The organism is Lactiplantibacillus mudanjiangensis, assembly GCF_005405385.1.
Classification (GTDB): domain Bacteria; phylum Bacillota; class Bacilli; order Lactobacillales; family Lactobacillaceae; genus Lactiplantibacillus; species Lactiplantibacillus mudanjiangensis.
Genome location: NZ_BJDY01000002.1, coordinates 546,898 through 568,379 on the forward strand (window position 1 = coordinate 546,898; position 21,482 = coordinate 568,379).

The 21,482-nt window shown below is 43.7% G+C and carries 21 protein-coding genes and 1 riboswitch; all 21 genes read right to left on the bottom strand.

Annotated features, from left to right (window positions below):
- Window positions 1-43: 43 nt before the first annotated feature.
- Complete coding sequence (locus FFM84_RS03580) at window positions 44-1,267, bottom strand: CCA tRNA nucleotidyltransferase (RefSeq protein ID WP_130843364.1); 1,224 nt, start codon at window positions 1,265-1,267, stop codon at window positions 44-46.
- Window positions 1,264-2,037, bottom strand: coding sequence for a 4-hydroxy-tetrahydrodipicolinate reductase (gene dapB, locus FFM84_RS03585; RefSeq protein WP_130843893.1), 774 nt, complete (start codon window positions 2,035-2,037; stop codon window positions 1,264-1,266). Before dapB ends, FFM84_RS03580 begins: the two co-directional genes overlap by 4 nt.
- Window positions 2,038-2,220: 183 nt before the next feature.
- Entirely contained in the window at window positions 2,221-3,021 is an 801-nt protein-coding gene (locus FFM84_RS03590; RefSeq protein ID WP_130843363.1) for a Cof-type HAD-IIB family hydrolase, read from the bottom strand.
- A 64-nt stretch (window positions 3,022-3,085) separates the two neighbouring features.
- The gene (locus tag FFM84_RS03595) at window positions 3,086-4,354 is read right to left on the bottom strand and encodes a tetratricopeptide repeat protein (protein ID WP_130843362.1); all 1,269 of its coding nucleotides are present in this window, start codon (window positions 4,352-4,354) and stop codon (window positions 3,086-3,088) included.
- A gap of 118 nt (window positions 4,355-4,472) precedes the next feature.
- Complete coding sequence (gene hbs / locus FFM84_RS03600; protein WP_130843361.1) at window positions 4,473-4,748, bottom strand: non-specific DNA-binding protein Hbs; 276 nt, start codon at window positions 4,746-4,748, stop codon at window positions 4,473-4,475.
- Between the two features lie 246 nt (window positions 4,749-4,994).
- Window positions 4,995-6,305 carry a ribosome biogenesis GTPase Der gene (der, locus tag FFM84_RS03610; protein ID WP_130843359.1) on the bottom strand — a complete coding sequence of 437 codons (1,311 nt, stop codon included), beginning with the start codon at window positions 6,303-6,305 and terminating at the stop codon, window positions 4,995-4,997.
- A gap of 81 nt (window positions 6,306-6,386) precedes the next feature.
- The gene (rpsA, locus tag FFM84_RS03615) at window positions 6,387-7,688 is read right to left on the bottom strand and encodes a 30S ribosomal protein S1 (RefSeq protein WP_130843358.1); all 1,302 of its coding nucleotides are present in this window, start codon (window positions 7,686-7,688) and stop codon (window positions 6,387-6,389) included.
- An 88-nt stretch (window positions 7,689-7,776) separates the two neighbouring features.
- A complete protein-coding gene (cmk, locus tag FFM84_RS03620; RefSeq protein ID WP_130843357.1) occupies window positions 7,777-8,460 on the bottom strand; it encodes a (d)CMP kinase in 684 nt (227 codons plus the stop codon).
- Window positions 8,461-8,495: 35 nt separating this feature from the next.
- A complete protein-coding gene (locus tag FFM84_RS03625; RefSeq protein WP_130843356.1) occupies window positions 8,496-9,140 on the bottom strand; it encodes a LysM peptidoglycan-binding domain-containing protein in 645 nt (214 codons plus the stop codon).
- A gap of 61 nt (window positions 9,141-9,201) precedes the next feature.
- Entirely contained in the window at window positions 9,202-10,641 is a 1,440-nt protein-coding gene (locus FFM84_RS03630; RefSeq protein ID WP_130843355.1) for a RecQ family ATP-dependent DNA helicase, read from the bottom strand.
- Window positions 10,631-11,668, bottom strand: a complete 1,038-nt coding sequence (locus FFM84_RS03635; protein WP_130843354.1) for a YpbB family protein — start codon at window positions 11,666-11,668, stop codon at window positions 10,631-10,633. The genes FFM84_RS03630 and FFM84_RS03635 overlap by 11 nt, the downstream gene beginning before the upstream one ends.
- 665 nt (window positions 11,669-12,333) lie before the next feature.
- The gene (locus tag FFM84_RS03640) at window positions 12,334-12,924 is read right to left on the bottom strand and encodes an ECF transporter S component (protein WP_130843353.1); all 591 of its coding nucleotides are present in this window, start codon (window positions 12,922-12,924) and stop codon (window positions 12,334-12,336) included.
- Between the two features lie 121 nt (window positions 12,925-13,045).
- Window positions 13,046-13,168, bottom strand: a riboswitch (FMN riboswitch).
- Window positions 13,169-13,223: 55 nt separating this feature from the next.
- Entirely contained in the window at window positions 13,224-13,940 is a 717-nt protein-coding gene (locus FFM84_RS03645; RefSeq protein WP_130843352.1) for a pseudouridine synthase, read from the bottom strand.
- Between the two features lie 2 nt (window positions 13,941-13,942).
- Window positions 13,943-14,554 (bottom strand): SMC-Scp complex subunit ScpB, encoded by a 612-nt coding sequence (gene scpB, locus FFM84_RS03650; RefSeq protein ID WP_130843351.1) that lies wholly within the window; start codon window positions 14,552-14,554, stop codon window positions 13,943-13,945.
- A 10-nt stretch (window positions 14,555-14,564) separates the two neighbouring features.
- Complete coding sequence (locus FFM84_RS03655) at window positions 14,565-15,302, bottom strand: segregation and condensation protein A (RefSeq protein ID WP_371852214.1); 738 nt, start codon at window positions 15,300-15,302, stop codon at window positions 14,565-14,567.
- A complete protein-coding gene (locus tag FFM84_RS03660; RefSeq protein WP_130843350.1) occupies window positions 15,271-15,651 on the bottom strand; it encodes an N-acetyltransferase in 381 nt (126 codons plus the stop codon). Before FFM84_RS03660 ends, FFM84_RS03655 begins: the two co-directional genes overlap by 32 nt.
- Before the next feature lie 15 nt (window positions 15,652-15,666).
- On the bottom strand, window positions 15,667-16,557 hold the full coding sequence (gene xerD / locus FFM84_RS03665) for a site-specific tyrosine recombinase XerD (RefSeq protein ID WP_130843891.1): 891 nt from the start codon (window positions 16,555-16,557) through the stop codon (window positions 15,667-15,669).
- A 7-nt stretch (window positions 16,558-16,564) separates the two neighbouring features.
- Window positions 16,565-17,455, bottom strand: coding sequence for a CvfB family protein (locus FFM84_RS03670; protein ID WP_130843349.1), 891 nt, complete (start codon window positions 17,453-17,455; stop codon window positions 16,565-16,567).
- Between the two features lie 22 nt (window positions 17,456-17,477).
- Entirely contained in the window at window positions 17,478-17,936 is a 459-nt protein-coding gene (locus FFM84_RS03675; RefSeq protein ID WP_130843348.1) for a DUF441 domain-containing protein, read from the bottom strand.
- A 642-nt stretch (window positions 17,937-18,578) separates the two neighbouring features.
- Window positions 18,579-20,339, bottom strand: a complete 1,761-nt coding sequence (gene pyk / locus FFM84_RS03680) for a pyruvate kinase (protein WP_130843347.1) — start codon at window positions 20,337-20,339, stop codon at window positions 18,579-18,581.
- Between the two features lie 81 nt (window positions 20,340-20,420).
- Window positions 20,421-21,380 carry a 6-phosphofructokinase gene (gene pfkA, locus FFM84_RS03685; RefSeq protein ID WP_130843346.1) on the bottom strand — a complete coding sequence of 320 codons (960 nt, stop codon included), beginning with the start codon at window positions 21,378-21,380 and terminating at the stop codon, window positions 20,421-20,423.
- Window positions 21,381-21,482: the final 102 nt, after the last annotated feature.

Here is a 21,482-nt window from a genome sequence, read left to right on the forward strand (position 1 = left end):
TTGAATTAGTTTCAATCTAATCGTAACAGATTTATAGAAAATATCAATCGTTTTTTGTATCCGCTATCATCCGTGCTAACTCGGTCAAAGCTGGCACCTCATTTTTCACTTGACCAGTCACGACTGCAGTGAGTAATTGTTGCAAGATTTGTCCCATTTGTGGTCCGGGGGTGACAATCTGTTGTTTAATCAAATCGCCACCATTCACAGCTAAGGCATGCTTATCTTGAATTGGCAGCGCGGCATAGGCAGCATCCATGTCGGCTTGTGCTTGACCAAAGCCAAAGAGATTAGCCACCGTATTAGCCGTTGTTAGCGCCGGTAAGCCCGTATCGAACAATTCGCTAGCCGTAAGCTGGCCGCGTTGTTTCAATGCGCTCAGCGCCTTCCAGGCAGCCGTCACGTGATCGATCAACTCATTGCTAGTCTTCCAATCCTTTAACAGGCTGCGAATATCGGTCGAATCTTGTAAGTCCATTGCCCAAACTAAAAATGTCCACGTACTGTTAATCGTCGGTAATTGCCAAGCTGGTAAAGCCATGATCGTTTGCAGCATTGCTTTTTGATCGGCCATATGTGGCATGTAACGATACAATTCGGTCGCCACTAAGCTTTGTAGCCCCCGAACTGGATCATGCCCCATTAACAATTTTTCCCACTCAACCCGCGTTCGCTCAACCGCAATTTTGGTCAATAAGGCAGCGTTGTCCGTAATCGCTTGCGCCGTTTCAGATTCAATCGTAAACCCTAATTGGCTAGCAAAGCGTACCGCGCGCATCATCCGTAACGCATCTTCGTGAAAACGATCTTCAGCCACACCAACCGCCCGTAAGACGCCAGCATCCATATCTTGCAAACCATCAAACAAGTCGATCACTTCACCGTTAGCTCGCATCGCTAGCGCATTAATCGTGAAATCACGACGTTTTAAGTCTTCTTTTAGTGACCGAACAAACGTCACTTGATCAGGTCGCCGAAAATCTTGATAACCAGATTCCGTTCGAAAGGTGGTTGTTTCATAACCTTGACCATGATCCAGAATCATCACAGTCCCGTGTTCAATGCCGGTATCAACCGTCCGTTTGAAAAGGCCTTTAACTTCGGCTGGAAACGCACTGGTGGCAATATCCACGTCATGAATTGGTTTGCCTAAAATCGTATCACGTACACTGCCGCCGACAAAATACGCTTCGTAGCCGGCCGCTTCAATCGTGTCAATGATCGGCTTAGCTTGTTGAAATTCCGTCGGTAAGCTATTTAAAATCATAGTAAGTTTTCCAACCCAACCATTAATTCGTGATATTGATTAATCTTTTCAACCGCAACCTTCACACCGGTCATAAATGAAATCCGGTCGTAAGAGTCTTGACGAATCGTTAAACCTTCACCAGGACCGCCAAACATCACTTCTTCATGAGCCACTAATCCAGGTAACCGGACTGCATGAATGCGCATGCCTTCATATTCGGCCCCACGCGCACCTGGTAACGTTTCGGTGGCATCAGGATTGCCTTGAGCTTTAGGCTTGCGAACTTCAGCGATCTTTTTCGCCGTACTAATAGCCGTCCCACTTGGCGAATCAATCTTATCATCATGATGCATTTCAATGATTTCAACATCTGGGAAATACTTAGCCGCTTGTTGCGCAAATTGCATCAACAAGACTGCACTAATCCCAAAGTTAGGCGCAATTAAACCACCAACTTGTTGGTCCTTAGCAAGCGTTTGTAACTCAGCAACTTGTTCATCAGTCATCCCGGTTGTCCCAATAACGGGTGAAATGCCATGATTAATCGCAAACTTGGCGTTTTCAAAAACCGCTGTTGGAATCGTAAAGTCGATCCAAACGGTTGCATCGGTATCAATTTGTGCTAGATCATGAAAAGCTGGCACGTCTTGATCCTTAAATGCGGCCGTTTCTTTTAAGTTGGTATCTGTCCCACGGGCATCGTAAACCCCAACTAAATCAAAATTAGGGGTATCGATAACCATTTGTGCCGCCGTACTGCCCATGCGGCCATGATAGCCGGCCACCATTACTTTTACATTTGCCAAAATATAATTCCTCCTCAAAATTAAAAACGCTAAATTTTGTTATCACATCCATTTTAGCAGACTCCGCCACTCACGGGCAGGGTCTGAGCCTTAAATTTCTGAAAAGCCTGCGACCATCAATCAAAAAATGAGTCTAGAACGATTGTCCCAGACTCATCACGATATTTAATTAATCAGTTGATCGATCGTGTGTAAAACACCATCGTGATTATTATCAAGCTGTGTTTGATACGCGGCCGCCGCTTTAACTGGGGCAATCGCATTCTTCATCGCATAACTATAATCCGCTTCACGTAGCATCTCTAGATCATTACCATTATCACCAAACACCGCCGTTTTACTAGACGGAATCTGCCAACGCTGTTGTAAATAGGCCAATCCGGCCGCTTTATTAACCGTTGGATTAATGACATCTAAACCGTTACCCCCACTAACCGTGGCCCGTAAGCGACCGGCAAAGTGTGTATTAATAATGGCCGCTTGCGCATTAATGTCACGATCATCCCAACTAAACGTCGCTTTATAAATATGATCGTCAACATCGTTCAAATCAGATACCACTCGAATATCGCTCAAAAAGTATCGCATGACTGCATTATCATCGACTGGGCGAATATACGCCCCATTCTTGCCTGATAACGACATCCCAGCACCACGTAAAGCCGGTTCCGTCTGAACCAATTGTAGCAATTCCGTTAATAATGGTGGGGTAACGACACTTTCATGTAACACGTGACCATGATTATCAATGACTAAACCGCCATTTTCGGCCACATAAGTCAACTCGCCATCAATACCCTCAAAGACATCGATACAATGTTGAAGCTGATTACCGCTTGCGACGACAAAATGTTGGCCTTGCGTGTTAAGCTGATCTAATTGCGCCTGAAACCGTGACCGGTCAAACTGATGATCATCGCGTAAAAACGTGCCATCTAAATCTGAAGCAATGAGTGCAACTTTCAAACTAGTTCCCTCCAAGTAAGCTTAATAACCTTATTTTACCAAACTTGAAAGCATTTTCAATCGTCTAGTAGCCTTGATCCTCAAAGTCTTCCATCATGGCAACCATTGCCGCATCATCCGGCTCAATCGCCAGATAATTACGTAGCGCCGCAACCGTTTCATCAGCCATTCCAGCTTCACGGAAGAAGTAAATCGCTGGTTTCAAGAAATCTTCGTTATGTTCAAAGAACGGATAAGCAGCCAGATAGTTATCGCGAGCCGCTTCGAAATGATCGAGACGATCGTTTGACACGGCCAGATTCCAATAAAACTGTGGATCAAATTCGTTGCTTTGTAAATATTGATCCAACAAATCAATGTTATCCTGATAACGTTCCTGTTGAACCAACAAGTTAGATAATTCCAAAACAATCGTCAAATTATCAGGATCAATACTCAAACCTTCCCGCAAGTATTTCTCGGCTAAGTCCTGATCATCTAATTTAAGCGCAATCCGAGCCGTTTGCAAGTACAACTGTTCATTGTACTGATCAACTGCTAAACCTTCCTGTAACGTCAATAACGCATGATCTAGTTCATTCAATTTCACTTGTGCTTCGGCCAAGTATGGATAGACAGTTGCATATTGTGAATCTTGTTCGCGAAGCTTATTGAAAACATCAATTGCTTTACGCGGTTCATCCAATTGCAAATAGGTGAAGCCCAGTTCGAATTGGCTATCCGGGGTTAATTGCCCCGGTTTGATTTGCTCTAAATACCCCACGGCCTGTTCAAATCGACCCGCTTCGGCATAAGAAACCCCGAGTCGTTCAACGAGATTAACTTTAGAAATTTCCAATTGTCCTTTTTTAATCAGATCCAAATAAAACCGAATCGCCTTGTTATAATTCCGAATCAAAAAGTAAAATTCAGCTAAGGCAAATTCAACTACTGGTTCATCTGGCGCAACTTGATACGCGGTAATTAATTTTTGTTCACTTACTTCAAACAATTCTTGCGTTTGATATAGATCAGCTTCTACTAGCAATGCTTGCACATACGCTGGTGAATCTGATTGAATCGGTTGCAAATAAGACAAAGCTGAATCCGTATCGTCTTCATCAATGGCAATATCTGCTAAAGCCGTGCGCAAGTTATCTTCATCTGGATATTTAGCTAATAATTTCTTGTAAATACGGGCAGACTGATTTAAAAATCCCAGGCCGTATAATTCTTCAGCTAAGCTATAAAGCGTGTCATCATCATCTTTGCGTAACGCCCAAGCATAATGCTTCTTCGCTGTTTCAAGCTGACCTGCTGATAAGGCCGCTAACATTTTTTCTGAATAAGTCATAACACCCATCCTTTAACGATATAATCGTGTCACTCGACTTACTATCATAACCCAAATGACAGCAAAAAAGCCAGTATAACGGTTGCTATACTGGCTTAAAGCTTACACTTTAAGGTAATTATTTAACTGCGTCCTTTAAAGCTTTCCCTGGCTTAAATGCAGGTACTTTGCTTGCAGGAATTTGGATTTCTTGACCAGTTTGTGGGTTGCGGCCCTTACGAGCGGCACGTTCACGTACTTCGAAGTTACCAAATCCGATCAGTTGAACTTTTTCACCCTTTGCAAGAGTTTCTTGGATTGATGCAAAGACTGCGTCAACTGCAGCGGTTGCGTCTTTCTTAGTTAAGTTAGTTGCGGCTGCAACGTTGTTAACCAATTCAGCTTTGTTTGCCATGTTTGATTCACCTCCCCTTTACAGAGTGAAGATGTATGTATTTAAGTACGTACATCCAGATGATCATTTTTGAGTGGTCCAAAAATGAGAGAAACGATAACAAGCATCATTTCTTCATCAAAGATATCACAGGAATGCTGTAATGGCAAGCTTTTTTAGGGTTTTTGCATAAAAAATCAAAATTAAGCAATAATCGTTTACAACCTTTGCCGCTTATGCTAAAATGCCGATTTTACGCTGTTTTGACTACTTCCGACGTCGTTCAATCAAATGCAACGGTGTTCCAGTGAAATCAAACGCGTTTCGAATTTGATTTTCTAAGAAACGTTCGTATGAAAAATGCATCATATCGGGATCATTAACAAAGACCACAAAGGTTGGTGGTTGAATGGCCACCTGAGTTGCGTAGTAAACCCGCAATCGTTTCCCATTATCACTTGGCGTTGGATTCATCGCAATCGCGTCCATGATAACATCATTCAAGACAGATGATTGAATCCGCCGTGAATGGTTCGTGCTGACCTTTTGGATCAACGCCGGTAAGTTAGCCAACCGTTGACTCGTCTTCGCAGAAACGAAGATAATTGGGGCATAGCTCAAATAAACGAACTGATCACGGATGTAAGCTTCGAATTCTTGCATCGTATGATTGTCCTTTTTCACTAAATCCCACTTATTAACCACGATGATAATGGCCTTGCCGGCTTCATGTGCATAGCCAGCAACCCGCTTATCTTGTTCACGAATGCCTTCTTCACCATTAATGACGAATAAGGCCACGTCACTGTTATCAATCGCCTTTAAGGCCCGCATGACACTGTAACGTTCCGTATTTTCGTAGACTTTCCCTTTTTTACGAATCCCAGCCGTATCGACCATCACAAATCGATTACCCTCGGCATCCGTAAATTTGGTATCAATCGCATCACGCGTCGTCCCAGCAACATCTGAGACAATCACCCGATCTTCACCTAATAAGGCATTCACAATTGATGATTTCCCGACATTTGGCCGTCCGATTAAACTAAAACGAATGGTCCCAGGTTCATCTTCGCCAGTACTGTCTGGAAAGTGTTTAACAACCGCATCCAATAAATCCCCAAGTCCCAAACCATGGGCCCCTGAAATTGGATATGGATCGCCGAAACCAAGTGAATAGAAATCATAAACTTCTGAACGGAGTTCTGGATTATCGACTTTGTTAACCGCTAAGACAACTGGTTTATCTGAACGATAAAGGATTTGGGCCACGTGTTCATCCGCGTCCGTCACCCCTTCTTTTGCACTGACGATATAAATAATCACGTCAGCTTCATCAATCGCGATTTCAGCTTGTTCGGTAATTTGTTTGATAAACGGGGCGTCATCAATATCGATCCCCCCAGTATCAATCATGCTAAACTCTTGTCCGAGCCATTCACTATTCGCATAAATCCGATCTCGAGTAACCCCTGGGGTATCTTCCACGATCGAAATTCGATCACCGGCGATCCGGTTAAAAATCGTTGATTTACCGACGTTTGGTCGACCAACAATTGCGACAACTGGTTTTGCCATCTAAATTCCTCCTTTACCTTTAAAATCATAAAAAAATATCCTTCAAGGCAAGCTTGAAGGGTATTTTTTACTTAACGGCGATTAGTTTTCGTCATCATTAGTACCGGCATTCTTTAATTCGTTACCGATTAAATCACCTAAAGTGAAGCCAGTTGATTCTTCTGGTGCATTAGCCGTTGAACGTTCGCTTGCGGAACGGTTTGAACGGTTGTTGTTACGACGATTGTTACCGCCACGATTGTTGTTGCTGCTGTGACTTTCACTTTCGTTTTCGCCTTCAGCTGATTGTGGCTTTTCTTCTAAGGCTTTGATTGATAAAGCTAAACGCTTTTCGTCTGGACGAACATCCAAAACCTTAACTTTAATTTCTTGGCCAACTTTTAAGACATCGTTAGGTGTCGCAATGTGTTGGTGTGAAATTTGTGAAATATGAACTAAACCTTCAACGCCAGGGAAGACTTCAACGAAGGCCCCAAAGCTAGTCAAACGTTTTACTTTCCCATCAAGAACAGCGCCTTGAGGGGCTTTTTCTTCGATACCATCCCATGGTTCTGGTAACGTTGCCTTGATTGACAATGAAACCCGTTCGCGGTCAGCATCAACAGATAAAATCTTAACGTTAACTTCTTCGCCAACTTTTAAGACATCGGCTGGTTTTTCAACACGGTCGAATGAGATTTCAGAAACGTGAACCAAACCATCGATACCGCCAAGGTCAACAAAGGCCCCAAAGTTGGTCAAACGAGCAACTTTACCAGAGACAACTTCGCCAGCTTGTAAGGTTTGTAAAGCTTCGGCACGTTGTGCTTCGCGAGTTTTTTCAACAACGGCACGGTGTGATAAGATCAACCGGTTTTCGCTAGGTTCGATTTCAATAATCTTAAGTTCAAGTTCTTGACCCTTGTAAGCGTTCAAGTCTTCAACATAATGATCATCAATCATAGAGGCCGGGATGAAACCACGAACACCTGCATCAACGACTAAGCCGCCTTTAACAACTTGCGTAACGGGTGCTTTGATCGTATGCCCTGCTTCGTATTCTTTTTCAACGTCGTCCCAAACTTTGCGAGCTTCTAACCGACGATGTGATAGTAAGTAACTACCGTTTTCTTTGTCGTTGCCAATCCGAGAAATGACAACCAAGTCTAATACGTCGCCAACTTTAGCGGCTTCATTGACATCTTCAACCCGTTGCGTTGAGAGTTCCTTCAAAGGAACAACCCCTTCAACACCGGTACCTTGGATCCCAACAATAACTTGTTTATCATCATCAATAGCTAAGACTTCACCCTTAACTACGTCACCGATCTTAACTTCTTCAACGCTATTTAAAGCGTCTAAAAGTTCGTTGTTCCCATTTTGACTGTTTTCGTTTTCACTCATGCAAATTTCCTCCTGTCAACAATAACTCTAACCTATATCATAGCTGAAAACGCAATGAAAAGCTAGCTAAAAGCATTAAGTAATGCAATTAGATTGTTGAACTTTGTTTTTTTATAATTTCGGCAATGGTATCCACTACTTGATCAATCGACATTGGCGTCGTATCAACCAAGACCGCATCGGCTGCCTGAGTCAGCGGTGACACTTTACGTGTTGAATCTTTGTGATCACGTAATTCAATTTCGGCTTGGAGCTGTGCCAAGGGCGTGTCGATACCCTTTTTAATATTTTCAGCATACCGCCGTTTTGCACGTTCGGCAGCCGATGCTACTAAGAAGACTTTAACTTCGGCCTGTGGTAAGACGGTCGTCCCAATGTCACGACCATCCATCACAGTCCCACCAGCTGCGGCAATTTGCCGTTGTTGGTCAGTCAAAATCTCACGTACCTTGGGCAAAGCAGCAATCGTTGAAACGTTATTCGTCACATCCGGTTGCCGAATTGCCATGGTAATTTCTTGATCGTTAGCAAACACTAACTGATCAGGTTCACCGGGCTTAAAGCTGATTGTCAATGTTTGCATCAACTCAGCGACCGCGGCTTCATCAGTTAAATCAACTGAATGTTGCATTGCCCAATACGTTACGGCCCGATACATGGCACCAGTGTCCACGTAAATATAACCGAAGCGTTTGGCGACTAATTTTGCGACGGTGCTTTTCCCAGCCGAAGCTGGGCCATCAATCGCAACTTGTAACCCTTGCTTAGCCATTTAACCATTACCCTCACAATCCAAAAATCGTGTTTTTAACGGACACGTAACCGTTGACCAGCCGAAATGGTCGAACTCGATGATAAGCCATTTAGTTGCAATAACTTATCAACCGAAATTCCCGCGTTGGTTGCAACCCGGTAGACCCCTTGGCCTGCTTCAACCGTTACATACTTTGTCCCAGAAGCTGATGAAGATGAGCTACTGCTACTACTGCTGCTACTTGACGTACTCGCCGAGCTACTACTTTCATCAGTGCTGGTACTACTAGTTGAATTAGCCTTGGATTTAGAACTAGCGGCGGCTAAACTGCTACTTTTAGCTTTCGCTTTCGCTTTTTTGGCGGCTGCCACCGACTGGCTTTTTTTGGCAGCCGCTTTTGAAGAGGCTTTGGCGGCGACTGATGAACTCGACGCTTTGCGTTTAGAACTAGAGCTAGCAACTTGTTCAGTCTGCGGGTTATTATTAAGCGAATTTTTACGCACCAAGAAATAGCCGATTGGTGCTAACGCGAGCAACAAAATTAAAACCACAAGAACCGTGGTTAACGTGGAGTTACTGCTATCTTGTTTACGTTTTTGAGTTCGCGATAAATTGCCCGAATCATCCCGATCGTCTTCAAAAGTTTTGTCCCAGGGTTTATCATTTTGAGACTTTTCATTATCATTTTTTTGACTCATAGGGTGTTCCTCCTCAAAAAACTTTCATCAAACATTGTAACATAACGCCTAATCAATTTCTTTAAATTTTTTGTAAAAACAACTGATCTAGTAGGCTTTTCCAGCTGGTTGTAGTCGGCGTAGTCGTTACGGATCCAGCCGTTAGCCCTAATTCGGCTAATGGAATGGCTCCCCCCGCCAATTGACAACAGGCTTCACGATGAGGCACGGTTGCCTCACCAAAGTGGGACATTAAGATTGCTCGCCGACAGTCAGCCGTCTGAATATAAGCTAATAATTGCTGTAATTCCCGTTGTTTCTGTCGTTGCCGAGCATCAAAAATATCGACAACTTGGGACACCGAATAATGATGCTCCCAATAAAATTGCAATACCGCTGCCAACTCATCTGGCACCGGTTGTTGTTGTTGAAATCGTTGGTAATCGGCTTGAATTTGGTTGGCGCTCGCCATCGTTAGCTCGTTTAAGTTCCGAACCAATTGCTCGTCGCCGGGTGCATACAGTAAAACTGCCAACGATTGTTGCCCATCGCGCCCCGCGCGGCCAATTTCTTGAACATAATCAGCCAGTGTCGTTGGCAAATGATAATGAATCACCAGCCGCACGTCAGCTTTGTTAAGCCCCATCCCAAACGCTGACGTGGCACAAATCACATCTAGCTGTCCGGTCATGTATTGTTGTTGAATTTTAAAGCGATCTTCAGCGGACAAGCCAGCATGGTAGGCTGCGACACGTAAATTAGTAGTGCTGCGTAACCATTCGGCAATTAGTTCGGTTTGTTTCTTAGAACTAAAATAAACGATTGCCGGTGTGGCTGCAGTCGTTAATAATTGTCGTAAACGTTCCCGTTTATCCGCTTCATTGCTCAAATTAGCTACGGCCAAATAAATATTGGGCCGATTCATCGAATAGATCACTTGTTGAGCTTGCGGCACTTGCAACTGTTGGACAATATCTTGTCGTACTTGAGCAGTCGCTGTCGCGGTTAGCATTAAGGTTAACGGTGATCCCAATTGTTGCTTCAATTGACCTAACCCTAAATAATCGGGTCGAAAATCCGGTCCCCACGTTGAGATACAATGAGCCTCATCTACGACCAGCAACGCCAACTTAACCCTTTGAATGGCCGTTAAAACAGCTGGCTGCTTTAGCATTTCCGGCGACACGAACAGAAATTTCAGTTGTGGTAACTGTCTTAAAGTTAATTGCCGTGTTTGGAAATCAACTTGTGACGTTAACGCCGCCACTTGTTTTTCGCCTTGATAATTCAAATGAGCCACTTGATCTTGCATCAGCGAGATCAGTGGTGAAATAACGACCACCAGTCCTGGCAAAAGAGTCCCTGCGAATTGATAAATCAATGACTTTCCGGTCCCGGTTGGTAACACGGCCAAGACATCTTGCCCGGCTAACAAGTCACTGATCACTTGATATTGTCCCGGTCGAAACTCATCAAACCCGTATTTTTGTTTTAATAACTGATAGATTTCATCACGCTGCACGTTGACACCTCATTATTTGATAAAGTCGAAACCAGAAAAAGTCTAGTATTGGCGCAGCCGCTTGAACTTGATCAAACCGCCACGTACTAACGGCCGTTTCGCTACCAAACAGCTGGTCTAAGGGAGCAACAATTGTCGGTGTCAGCAGTCTGTCGAATGGAAAGTCAGTGATTAGAATAGCTGTCTCTAACAGGTGTTCACGGACCGTGCTTAATTTCAAATGACGGCGTCCAGCAATTTGATCAAGATCGGGTGTCTGCAGAAAGGTCTGATACGTTTGCCACGCACTCGTACTGACTGAATTGATCTTCACTAATGGTCGCAATAAGTCTGCTAACGGGCCGTCAGGATGTGCTTGCAACCAAGCCACCCATTGGCAACTTAAATCCTTACGTATAACTAAAATTTCCACCACTGACCGATTAAACTGTTCAGCTAATTGTTGATCCGTCTGTCCCGGTTGCTCATAACCCGTCAAACTCTGCACAAAAATCGTGGCAAGTTCCGTTGATAACGTGGTTAAAAACTCACGTAATTCGGTAACAATCATCGCCACTAAATCGGCAGAACGCCATCGACGAAACCACCCTTTGACGACCGCTTGAATCCCTGGATCAGTCGTGACCGGATAGTATCGTTTTGCCTGATGACTATATTCCGACACTACCTGTAAGGCCAATTGACTTAACGCGGTGAATCGACGCACATCTACTTGTTGAAATTGTTGCCATGCAACGGGTTGATATAAGGTTTTCTTCAACTTGACTTGCTGAGCTTCACCGGCGGGGGTTAATTGCCAATAGCCTGCTTGCGGCGCGGTTAACCAACCAGCTTCAACTAAGGTTTGCGCTGCGGCTTCAAATTTTTCTAGTGGGACCCCATGCCAGCTATCCAACCATGCTAACTCCTGATAAGTTAACCCGGCAAACAACGTTGACACCGTTCGGCGACCACGACAAACATTATAAACAGCCTTAGCCCGTCGCGGTTCCGTCGCAAACAACCCTAATAAATAATCAGCAAACAAACCGCCACGTCCTTTCGAAAATGAATACTATTAGCATAGCATGTTCACTGATAAGACGCGACCTAAAGGTTGAAAGTTAAGTATGACGGTAAAAGTCTTACTAGAATTGACTTAAGTCACGCTAAATTAGTCACCTACGCCAGCCAGTGATTCAGCCGGCTGTGGGGACCGGCTCCAGCCAAAGTGCGGGCTGCCACCTCGCTTTTGCGCCTAGCAAAAACCGCTAGTCTCAAAAGTCGTCCATATCGTAAAGCCCGGGAAAATCACCCGAACTAACGATACTTTCACGGCCGGCGCCATCACTGGCTGACTTCGGTTAATTTGTTATGTCAATTTAGCGATCGCTATTATAACCGAAAGTGCCTCCACATTGAGCCCAGCCGTGGGAGTCTCTTAACGATTTATTGCTTAGAGACTGGCGCTTTTGAAACACGATTTTGGTGGTTCAAAACGACGGTTCAGACCGCTTTTTAGCTGAAGCGGTCCGCCCACAGTGTTCCGGCTCAAGGTGGGCGAACGTTAGGTGGCAAGTATGACTTGTTTTGATCGATGAATGTTCATCAGATCAACGATTATTGCTAAAAAGGTAGCTTTCAACCTTTAGGACGCGACTAAAAAACGGTACTAATCACTGTCTCAGCAATTAGTACCGTTGAATATTTTCGTTAATGTGAAACGCGGCTTAATAATTGATTTTGCTTACTCAACCATTTGGCCAATCGATTATAGACCAGCCAGAACACATTGCCGACCAATAATCCTTTGATTAGATTGAATGGCACGACGGCAACTAGCACTAAATAGTTTAGTGAGAAGCCAAGCTTCATGCCCATGACTTGCATATAAAATGGCAAAACAAAAGTTAAATTGGCTAACGACTCAATAATGACTAATCCAATTGTCGCTAACGTAATGGCCAACGGCATCCGAAATTTAGGATCACCGTGGTAATAACGTAAGACTAACGCAAACGCAATAATCAAAATTGCCGAGCCCATGAAACTTGCCAATGAACCGATCAAGTCTGGTAACGCAAAGCCCATCGTTGCTGAATGAAGGACTAATTTAACGATGGTAATCGCAAAAGCACCACCCATCCCATACAAAAATAGCCCAATCAAAATCGGAATATCCGAAAAATCAATCTTCATCCATGACGCAATTGGGATGATCGGAAATTCGAGTAACATCAAAATATAAGCACACGCGCCGAGTAAGGCAATGCCCACTAGTCGGCGTAACGTTGTTTGTTGCATAACGCACCCTCCTATGGGTCATCTTCAACTGAACCGCATTGCCATAAAAATTAAAATAGCTCGCCTTGAAAACGTTTTCACGTCATCAGGGCGGGCTATTTGCATTTTCATGTCAAATAAGCTCGATCTTCTTCATACCAGACTTTAACTGTCGGCTTTGGAATTACACCAAATCACTATCAAAAAACATAGGTCGCGGGCTTTAACCGCCGGTCGGGAATTACACCCTGCCCTGAAGATGAACCAATATAAAATTTTTACAATTACATCTTAACCAATTATAACTAATATTGCAAGCGTTATCTTTCACCCTTTAATTTACTAATTTCAATCGGCTTAAGTTTCCGGTACTCACCAGGCTGTAAACTCTGCAAATCTAAGACACCATAACGTTCCCGTTTTAACTTCGTGACCGGATGTCCAATCGCTGCTAGCATCTTTTTAACTTGGTGATTATGGCCTTCATGAATGGTCAATTGAACCAAAGCATTATTCTTTTTATGGTCACTATCCATCAAATTAGACTTGGCTGGTGCCGTTTTACGACCATCAATTTCAACCCCTAACCGCAACTGCTTCAGATCAGCATTGGTCGGTACCCCTTCAACTTTCGCTAAATACGTCTTATTGACTTCATATTTAGGATGCGTTAAACGGTTCGCTAAGGCCCCATCATTGGTCATAATTAATAAACCTGACGTGTCATAATCTAAACGGCCAACCGGATAAATCCGTTCGGGAACATCCGCAAAGAAGTCCATCACCGTCTTACGGCCCTTTTCATCGTGAACCGTGGTTACAACCCCACGTGGTTTATAAAATAAATAATAAACCAATTTTTCAGCCGTCAATGGTAACCCATTAACTTCAATATGATCGCTAGGTTCAACCTTAACACCAAGTTCAGTCACGGTTTTACCGTTAACTTTGACATAACCGGTTGTAATCAAGACTTCTGATTTACGTCGGGATGCGACACCGGCTTCGGCCATGACTTTTTGTAATCGTTCTGCCATCTTTATTCCTCACTATCTTGATCAGGGACTGCACCCTGTAATTTATCTTGAAACGCTGTTAAAAAGAGATCTGTTTCAGGCGCTGGATTTTCAGTATCGGTCAACGCGGCTAAATCAATTGCTGGCAAGTCGTCTAGCGACTTCAACCCGAAATAATCTAAAAACAATTCAGTCGTCCCGTACAAAATTGGTCGACCGGGTTCATTTAATCGACCCGTTTCGGTAACCAATTGTCGCAATACCAGCTTTTGAATGGTTGACCCACTTTGTACACCACGAATTTCATCGATTTCAATCCGCGTCAATGGTTGTCGATAGGCAATAATCGCCAAAACTTCCAACGATGCTTGCGATAAACTCGTCGTCAACGGCGCTTCAAAGTATTTCTTCAACACGGGAGCCACGGTTGCTTTAGTGGCCAATCGATACGTGTTAGCCGTCGACAAGACAACTAACGCGCAGTCCGTATCCTGCTCATACTTCGTTGCTAAAGTGGTCACCAATGTCGTAATCGCTGGTTTTGCAAAACCAGTGGCATTTTCAATTTCAGCAACGGTAATCCCCTCATCGCCCGCTACAAATAATAAGGCTTCAATTTGTTCAATGTTCGTCATTATGTTCATCCTATCGTAAATATAAATGCAGCGGCCCCATTGGATCAGTTTGGGCCAATTTTAACTGGGCTTGCTTGGTTAATTCTAACACGGCCATAAACGTGGTGACGAGTAAATCATCACTCGCATCTATTGGAAACAAGGTCGCAAAATCAGCGCCTTGTGGGTGTTGTTTTAACTGGGTCGTCACTTGTTGCATCCGGTCTTCAATGCTAATCGGATCGGCCGTGATTGTTTTAGTCAATGGTCGTGCTCGCCGCCGCTTGGCTACTAACTGCCGAAAAGCCGCTTGTAAATCAGCCACCGTAATTCCAGCCGTTAAAGTCGGCGTTGGTAAATCAGTTGGGACACTGGCTGCTGCACGCGTAAAATGCTGATGACGGGCTTGTTCTTTGACCCGCAACTCACCGGCAGCCTCTTGATAAACTTTATAAGCCAATAACTCCGCCACTAATGAATCACGCGGATCATCTTCTAAATCTTCATCATCCAGATCCTCGGTTGGCTGTGGCAACAAGTCACGACTCTTAATGGTCATTAAAGTCGCGGCCATCACTAAATAATCGCCAGCAATATCTAACCGCAATTGTTGCATCGAATGCAAATAATCTAAATATTGTTGCGTGATTTCAGCGATCGGAATATCATAAATATCCATTTTATTTTGCCGAATCAAGTGTAACAATAAGTCTAATGGTCCTTCAAATTCCGAAATTTTAATTGTGATTGGTTGTTCGTTGTTTGCCACGATTTCGCTCCCATTCGCCAATAATTGGGGCCATTTCTAACGTGCCCATCACCCGTTTTTTTGGATATAAGTCCGCTAACTCATCTAACATCTGATGTTGATTAGGCGCGGTACGATCCTCTGGCGATAATGAGTCGTGGTGGACCAAGACAAAGTCTGAGCCAATCTCAATCCCGATTACGCCACTAAAATCACCATCGGCCTTCCGCCACAATAATAATTGGTGGTCATCTGTCGCTTGATACCACTGCATTTCCGTCTGTAAATGCGTCAACGACTTAAAATCAGGAATCAATGACAGTAACCCCATGGCAACTTTTTCATAATCTTTGCGATATTTGACTAACATCTTGTTTCACCTCGACTACGCTCGGGGATGATACTTTTGATAAACTTCCGCCAAGCGTTTTTTCGTAATATGCGTATAAATTTGGGTTGTAGAAATATCCGCGTGCCCAAGCAATTCTTGCACCACCCGTAAGTCGGCCCCATTTTCTAAAATATGCGTCGCAAACGAGTGCCGCAACGTGTGCGGTGTGACATTTTTTTCAATACCCGCAGCTTTAACTGACGCTTTGAGATTTTTCCAAACCCCTTGACGAGTCAACTGTCCACCATGATTGTTCAAAAAAATAAACGTATTGCGGCGCTTGGGGCTCGCCAACTTAGGCCGGGCGTCTTTTAAATAACGAGTCACAAAATCAATGGCAACATCGCCAATTGGAATAATTCGCTCTTTATCGCCCTTCCCAATCGTTTGAATCAAGCCTAAATCTAAATGTAAATCATCTAATTTAAGGCCGATTGCTTCGCTAACCCGTAAACCAGTCGCATACATGACCTCTAGCAAGGCTCGATCTCGCAAACCAAGTGGCGTTGACAAATCAGGGACCGCCAACAAACGTTCCACTTCATGGGCTGATAAGACTTGGGGCAAATGTTGGGCTCGTTTCGGCGTATCAATTTTCAGCATCGGATCACGATCAATTTGATGACGTTGCGCTAAATATTGAAAAAATTTCCGTAAACTGGAGACAGCATGAATGATTGTATTCCGCGACTTACCGCCCTCGTCAAGCACTTGCAAATAATTCAAAATAACGTACCGATCAACTTGTGCTAGCGAGTCAATCTTCTGCGTTGCTAAATAAAGACAAAATTCAGTTAAATCTTGGCGATAACTTTTAATGCTGTTCGCCACCAACCCACGCTCGACTCGCAAAAAATGCAAGTAATCCGCGAGCTGATCTTGCATCGTTTGATTAATCGTCGGTTCCGTCATCGGCATCCGCCTCGATTAATTTAATTTCACCAGGTTGTTGACTAATGAGTCGTTGCTTCAACAAGTTCCCGATGGCCCGTTTAAATTGGGATTTACTAATGCCAAAATAGTTGCGAATATCTTCAGGATCACTCTTATCCCAAAATGGCAAGGTATGATCGGCTTGATGTTCTAGTGCAGCTAACAACATATGCGCGTCATCGCCAATTTCTTCGTAACCCCGTGGTTTTAATGATAAATTCAATTCACCATCACGTAAATGACCAATCACCCGCACTTTGACATGTTGGCCTAAACGTGGTTCTTGGTTACGTTCGGATGGATGTACAAAACCTAAATAGCCATCATCGGTAATGACTGACGTGCCAGCCATTTTAAGTCGGAAAACGGTTGCCATCATATCTGTATTCTTAACTTGAGCCCGATCATAAGACTTCGCCATTTCAGCAAAAACAGCTTGGTCAGCCATCGTTCCCCAAAGGCGTTCTTTATTATCACGAGCTAGCTTAACTAATAAACGATCGTCTTTTTTAGGCCATAACCGACTGATCGTTGGCAATTCATCCAGTGAAACGACCAAATCTTTATTGGGTAACCCGACATCGACGAAGACTCCTAAATCATGACGGGTCCGCACAACGGTCCCCCAAACATAATGATCAAACGAAATTTCAGGGACAAACCGCGTCAATTGTAGTTGATGATCTTCATTTTCATAAACAAACCCTTCGTACAAGCCTCCAATGTGCAATGGCTTTTCAGGTTCCATTTTATCCACCCATAAGGTTTGACCGTCCACCTGAACAAAATACGCGTTATCATTTTCATCAGTGACTTTAGCCGTCACAACTGTTCCTATAATACTTGCCATGTTTTAATTAGCTCCTTAATTGTCAATTTAAACTTAAATGCAATACTTGAATAATACAATAAGTGATTCCGGCCGCAATAATTGGGCCCGCAGCAATCCCCTTGAGCAAAACGACACCCATGATAGTTCCAAAAACTAGGGCAACTGTAATTTCTGGCGTGGCCGATAATAAGCCAACACCATGAAATGATAATACCGAAACCAAAACACCACAAGCAACGGCAATCCAGCCAACCGGGGATTTAAAGGCATGCCATAGATCACGAAAACCGATCTGCCCCGTGGCAATTGGAATTAAAATCGCCACGGTAATGACCGTGACCCCCCAATTAATCCCCTTTTGCCCAATTGTCGTTAACAATTTACTAGTATTTGGAATCAATTTAATAATTAACACAACCACCGTCGCAATTTGTAAGGATTGATTTTTCCCTAACCAAGCGACAACTAAAATTGCGAGTAAAAATAACCAACTTTCCATACGACACCTCTCGTGATACTAATTGTAACTGAAAACGCCAGCGATAGCGAGGCGCCACCCGATTTAATTCCAGTTTTCTCTTAATGTATTTGATAGATATAATGACAGGAACCTTAACAATACTGATCTGGAGTCATGCTAAATTGTCACCTGAGCCAGCCAGTGATTCTGCCGGCTGTGGGGACCGGTTCCAGCCAAAGGACGGGCTTCCACCTCGCTTTCAAGCCCAGCAAAAAACGCTAGTCTCAAAAGGCGTCCACATCGTAAGCCCGGTAAAATCATCCGGACTAACGATGTTTTCACGGCCGGCGCCATCACTAGCTGACTCCGGTTAGTTTGCTATATCAATTTAGCGATCACTATTATAACCGAGAGTGAGTCCACATTGAGCCCAGCCGTGGGAGGCTCTTAGCGATTTATCGCTTAGAGCCTGGCGTTTTTGAAACACTTTTTTTGTGGTTCAAAACGACGATTCAGACCGCACTTTGGCTGAATCGGTCCGCCCACAGCGTTCCGGCTCAAAGTGGGCGAACGGTAGGTGGCAAGTAAAAGTACTTTTAGTCAATAAACATCTGTCCTAGTTATGTATATAAAAAGTCGTCGCAAATGCGACGACTTTTTACAATCAATTAAACGTTGATTTTATAAAGCGTTTGATGCACCGCGGTAAACAAGACCACGACGTGAATCAACTGTGATCAATTGACCTTCAGCGATTACAGAAGTTGCATCCTTAACACCAACGATAACTGGAATCCCCATTGAGATACCAACTACGGCTGCGTGTGAAGTTAAACCGCCATTTTCAACGATCAATGCACTTGATTTTTCGATAGCTGGCAAGTAGTCTTTGTCAGTGGTCTTAGTAACTAAGACGCCACCTTCAACGGCCTTGTCGATTGCTTCTTGAGCAGACGTTGCGATTACGGCTTTACCGATAACCGTTTCATCACCGACACCTTGACCATCAGCTAACTTAGAACCAATTAATTGGATCTTCATGATATTAGTCGTACCGCGTTCGCCAACTGGCACACCGGCAGTGATCAAGATTAAGTCGCCTTCCTTAGCAAAGCCAAGTTCAACGGCCTTTGAAGCAGCTAAATCAAACATGTCATCAGTGGTTTCTGGCTTGTCAGCGATGATTGGTTGAACACCCCAGTTAACCATCAAACCACGTTGAGTCCGTTCGTCAAAAGTGATTGCCAAGATATCAGCATTAGGACGGTACTTCGAGATCATCTTAGCAGTGTAGCCAGATTCAGTCGCAGCAACGATTGTCTTAATACCCAAGTTCTTAGCAGCCCGAGCAATCGCAATACCGATTGTTTCAGTAACACTAGTCTTGTCGAAACGGTTTAATTGTAAGTTGCCGTTTTCAGCCAAAGTGTTTTCAGCCTTTTCGTCGATCTTAGCCATCATGGCAACAGATTCAACAGGGTAAAGACCATTAGCACTTTCACCAGAAAGCATGGTTGCGTCAGTACCATCAAAGACGGCATTGGCAACGTCAGAAGCTTCGGCACGAGTAGGACGTGGGTTTTCTTGCATTGAATCAAGCATTTGAGTAGCAGTAATGACAGGCATGCCTAATGCATTACATTTACGGATTAAGCTCTTTTGTACCAATGGTACATTTTCAGCAGGAATTTCAACACCCATGTCACCACGAGCAACCATCAACCCATCAGAAACTTTAAGAATTTCATCGATGTTGTCGATACCTTCTTGTGATTCGATCTTAGGGAAGATTTGAACGTGTTCCATGTGCTTTTCTTCAAGTAATTCACGAATGTCTAAGACATCTTGTGGTTTACGAACGAAAGAAGCAGCGATGAAGTTGATTTCATGATCCAAACCAAAGCGAATGTCGCTTGAGTCTTTTTCAGTGATCCCAGGTAAGTTGATTGAAACGCCAGGAGCGTTAGTACCCTTACGTGAGCCTAAGACACCAGCATTTTGTACAGTCGTAACCAATTCATTGTTAGCTTCGTCTTTTTCATCGATCTTCATGTCTAACAAACCATCATCGAAGAGGACGTGGCCACCAACGTGGACGTCGTCAAAAAGACCAGGATAAGTAACAGCAATCTTTTCTTTAGTCGTATCCAAAGATGCGTCCATTGAAATACGTACTTTGTCGCCGATCTTGTATTCTGACTTACCGTTCTTTTGAACAGTCGTCCGAATTTCAGCACCCTTAGTATCAAGCATGATACCAACGGTCTTACCAGTAATCTTTTCTGCTTCATGAACCTTGTTTAAACGGTCCAAATGTTCTTCATGGTCACCATGTGAGAAGTTGAAACGGAAAATATTGGCACCGGCTTCGATCAATTTAACAATAGTGTCAACATCGGTACTGGCAGGTCCAAGTGTTGAAACAATCTTGGTTTTCTTCATAAGAAAAATCTCTCCCTTGAAAGTTGTTTATAAAAAGACAATGACGTCATTTTTATCAAATTAATAATAGATCACGACAAATTAGAATGAAATATCTTCGTTCAATTTGCTTAATGAAAGTTCCGCTTCATGCTTAGAATCAAAAAGATCCAACATGTTATGCGTCACTAATTGGTTATTTTGAATCCCAACGGCTAAGCCACCCTTACCGTCAAGTAAGAGTTCAATAGCGTAGGCGCCCATCTTGCTGGCCATAACACGGTCTTTAGCAGTTGGACGGCCACCCCGTTGCATATGACCAATCGTGTTGGCCCGGGTATCAAAGTCACCATATTCAGATAACTTTTCAACGAATTCGTCGGCACTCATCACACCTTCAGCCAAGACAACAATGTTGCAACGATGACCGTTGGCACGATTGCGCTTGATCTTGTTGGCGATGGTTTCCATATCCCAATCAATTTCAGGAATCACGATAGCATCGGCACCAGCCGATACCCCAGCCCACATGGCAACGTCACCGGCGCCACGACCCATAACTTCCACAACGAAAGTCCGGTCATGACTAAGAGCCGTATCATGAATCCGATCAAGTGCTTCCACGTCAGTGTTAACTGCCGTATCAAACCCGATCGTAAAATCAGTAAATGGAATATCATTATCAATTGTTCCGGGAAGACCAATCGTGTTATAGCCATGTTCAGTTAAACGTAAGGCCCCATGATAAGAACCGTCGCCACCGATAACAACTAAAGCATCGATACCAAACCGTTTTAATTGTTCGATACCCTTTAACTGACCTTCTTCATGTGCAAATTCAGGATAACGGGCAGAATATAATAAAGTTCCACCTTCGTTAACAACATTATCTAAATCTGCAGCCACTAATTTATGAATGTCACCAGCAACTAAACCGGCAAAGCCGTAGTTGATGCCGTATGCTTCTAACCCTTCGGCCATTGCTTTACGAGCAACCGCACGAACGGCCGCATTCATACCAGGAGCGTCGCCGCCACTGGTTAAAATACCAATGCGTTTCATTTTTTCACCTCAGGCAATAAATTGAGTTCGTAACTCCATAAGTGATTTTAACACTTTTCATAAAACTTGTCTGTCCTTTTTTGAAATTAAATGTGATTAAAA

Coding starts and splice junctions, on each gene's coding strand:
- FFM84_RS03580 (WP_130843364.1), bottom strand. CDS start 1,267: ATGATTTTAAATAGCTTACCGACGGAATTTCAACAAGCTAAGCCGATC.
- dapB (WP_130843893.1), bottom strand. CDS start 2,037: ATGGTGGCCGGCTATCATGGCCGCATGGGCAGTACGGCGGCACAAATG.
- FFM84_RS03595 (WP_130843362.1), bottom strand. CDS start 4,354: ATGACTTATTCAGAAAAAATGTTAGCGGCCTTATCAGCAGGTCAGCTT.
- hbs (WP_130843361.1), bottom strand. CDS start 4,748: ATGGCAAACAAAGCTGAATTGGTTAACAACGTTGCAGCCGCAACTAAC.
- der (WP_130843359.1), bottom strand. CDS start 6,305: ATGGCAAAACCAGTTGTCGCAATTGTTGGTCGACCAAACGTCGGTAAA.
- rpsA (WP_130843358.1), bottom strand. CDS start 7,688: ATGAGTGAAAACGAAAACAGTCAAAATGGGAACAACGAACTTTTAGAC.
- cmk (WP_130843357.1), bottom strand. CDS start 8,460: ATGGCTAAGCAAGGGTTACAAGTTGCGATTGATGGCCCAGCTTCGGCT.
- FFM84_RS03625 (WP_130843356.1), bottom strand. CDS start 9,140: ATGAGTCAAAAAAATGATAATGAAAAGTCTCAAAATGATAAACCCTGG.
- FFM84_RS03640 (WP_130843353.1), bottom strand. CDS start 12,924: ATGCAACAAACAACGTTACGCCGACTAGTGGGCATTGCCTTACTCGGC.
- FFM84_RS03645 (WP_130843352.1), bottom strand. CDS start 13,940: ATGGCAGAACGATTACAAAAAGTCATGGCCGAAGCCGGTGTCGCATCC.
- scpB (WP_130843351.1), bottom strand. CDS start 14,554: ATGACGAACATTGAACAAATTGAAGCCTTATTATTTGTAGCGGGCGAT.
- FFM84_RS03660 (WP_130843350.1), bottom strand. CDS start 15,651: ATGTTAGTCAAATATCGCAAAGATTATGAAAAAGTTGCCATGGGGTTA.
- xerD (WP_130843891.1), bottom strand. CDS start 16,557: ATGCAAGATCAGCTCGCGGATTACTTGCATTTTTTGCGAGTCGAGCGT.
- FFM84_RS03670 (WP_130843349.1), bottom strand. CDS start 17,455: ATGGCAAGTATTATAGGAACAGTTGTGACGGCTAAAGTCACTGATGAA.
- FFM84_RS03675 (WP_130843348.1), bottom strand. CDS start 17,936: ATGGAAAGTTGGTTATTTTTACTCGCAATTTTAGTTGTCGCTTGGTTA.
- pyk (WP_130843347.1), bottom strand. CDS start 20,339: ATGAAGAAAACCAAGATTGTTTCAACACTTGGACCTGCCAGTACCGAT.
- pfkA (WP_130843346.1), bottom strand. CDS start 21,380: ATGAAACGCATTGGTATTTTAACCAGTGGCGGCGACGCTCCTGGTATG.